We start from the raw sequence: 2,180 nt of genomic DNA, 5'->3' as shown, positions 1-2,180 counted from the left end.
GCCAGTTGGGTCGGTCCGGGGCGCGGTGGCGGCATTGCTGTCGCTCCGTTTCCCCGGACCGCCCGCCGAACCCGGCGTGCGACTTTCACCGCACCGGGCTCTCCACGAGGTGGTTGTTGCTCAGCCGGTGGTGGCTGTCGGTGTCCACGGGGTCGGGATCCGGTAGCCGCGGTAGCGGTACCGGACGACGGAGACGCTGGCTGCGCCTCGGAATCGTTGCCCGTCAACGGCGAGCCGCCAGGTTCCGGGCAGGCAGAACCTGCGCCGCAACTCTGGCCATCCGATCTTGTGCTTGTCCCGCAACCAGGCCGTGATTCGCTCCCACGCGTAGGAGTCGATCGCGGAGAAGGTCGCTTTGGACACGCCGTGCCGGAAGTAGTTGGCCCACCCTCGCAGCACCCGGCCCAGGTACTCGAACAAGTACCCGGGATCGTGGTGCAGGGTCGCTCTGTACGTCATGGCCTTTACCCGGCCCTTGATCGAGGCGATCGCCTTCTTCGAGGGCCTGGTGTACACGAACCACTTGTTGCTGCCTCGCCTGCGCATCCTGCGGATGTTGAAGCCGAGGAAGTCGAACCCGTCGTCGATGTGGACCACGCGGGTCTTCTCCGGTGACAGGCGCAGGCCCATCGGGGCCAGCACGCTCGCCATCTCCGCCTGCAACTGCTCGGCGTGCTCCCGCCGCCCGGTGACCAGGACGACGAAGTCGTCGGCGTACCGGACCAGACGGAAGTTAGGCATGCCTTGTCGCTTGCGGCGCTGCCGCTGAACCTCGGTCGCCATCTGTTCGTTCCACGCGGTGATGAAGTGATCATCCAGCGTGGACAGGGCGATGTTGGCCAGCAACGGGGACAAGATCCCGCCCTGCGGGGTGCCGGTGTGGGTCGCCTCCCGCGAGCCGGTGGTGGTCATCACCCCGGCCTTGAGGAACGACTTGACCAGCCTGGTCACGCGCTTGTCGCCGATCCGTGCCCGGACCCTGTCCAACAGCGCGACGTGATCGATGTTGTCGAAGCACGCCTCGATGTCGGCCTCCAGCACCCAGTGGTACGACTTGGTGGTGAAGTGATGGATCTCGGCGATGGCGTCCTGCGCGCGCCGGTTCGGGCGGAAACCGTACGAGCACGGAGCAAAGTCCGCCTCGAAGATCGGTTCCAGCACCAGTTTCAGAGCTGCCTGCACCACCCGGTCGGTCACGGTCGGGATCCCCAGCCTGCGGACCTTGCCGCTGGCCTTGGGAATCTCGACCTGACGTACCTCGACCGGGCAGAACGTCCGCGCCCGTAACTGCTCGCGGACGCCGTTCAGGAACTCCTCGACCCCGATCCGGGAAGCGATCCAGGCCACGGTGGCCCGGTCCACCCCCGGCGTCCGCGACCCCTTGTTCCCCGCGACGCGTTGCCACGCCACCACCAGGAACGCCGGGTCACAGACCAGGTTGTACAGATCGTCAAACCGGCGACCGGGGTTCCCGGCCGCCCAACAATGCAGCTTGGTCTGCATCCTCCGTACCGTCACCTGCGCCCACTCATGCTCGGGCCAGATGACGGCGCCGGTGTTCACCGACGCGTCTTCGGACATCACAGTCCCTCCTTGCTTCCTCTCGCTGCCGTCCTTCCCCATGCGACCGGCTCTCCCGGCCTCGGAGTACTACGACGGCTCCGCCCCACCCGCACCCTTTGGTCGGCATCGGACCTATCCCCGCCACGAGGGCGGGGAACGGACTGCGGGCGGTTCCCACGTTCACTGTTGCTCGGTCAACGGGCGAGGCGCCCGGCTTTGCCCCTGCGGTCTCGTCGTGGCTACGCCGTAGACCTTCACCACGACCTGCCAGGCCCGACACATACAACCGTCCCGACAGTTCCCCGCCCCCGACGGCCACCTGGCTGGCAGCCCCGAGGGGCAGGTACGCACCGCGCACCAGCCCAGATCCACCGGGTTCGAGCTGGTCGACGATGAAGAGGCTTCACAACACCGGTTCCTTGCGTACACCTTCCCGTCTCGTTCACCAGGCACGGCCCGTCCGGCAGTGCCGAACCGCCCTGACTTTGTCGCGGCTGCTCCCACCCTCCCCGGCGATCCCCGGTTCAGGCTGCCGCCAACTTCACCCAGCCGCTACGACGACCAGGCGATGCAGGTCTCTCACCTCCATCCGAAACAACAGCGCCTCGTGGCGCACC

General features: G+C 67.1%; 1 protein-coding gene. It reads right to left on the bottom strand.

The features are described from left to right. Window positions 1-120: 120 nt before the first annotated feature. The gene (gene ltrA, locus HGBR_RS15685) at window positions 121-1,581 is read right to left on the bottom strand and encodes a group II intron reverse transcriptase/maturase (RefSeq protein ID WP_019160294.1); all 1,461 of its coding nucleotides are present in this window, start codon (window positions 1,579-1,581) and stop codon (window positions 121-123) included. Window positions 1,582-2,180 lie beyond the last annotated feature (599 nt).

It is taken from the genome of Brevibacterium senegalense (genome assembly GCF_000285835.1).
In the GTDB taxonomy this organism is placed as follows: domain Bacteria; phylum Actinomycetota; class Actinomycetes; order Actinomycetales; family Brevibacteriaceae; genus Brevibacterium; species Brevibacterium senegalense.
Note: the sequence above shows the minus strand (reverse complement) of the source record. Positions and strands in the feature narration are given on the sequence as shown.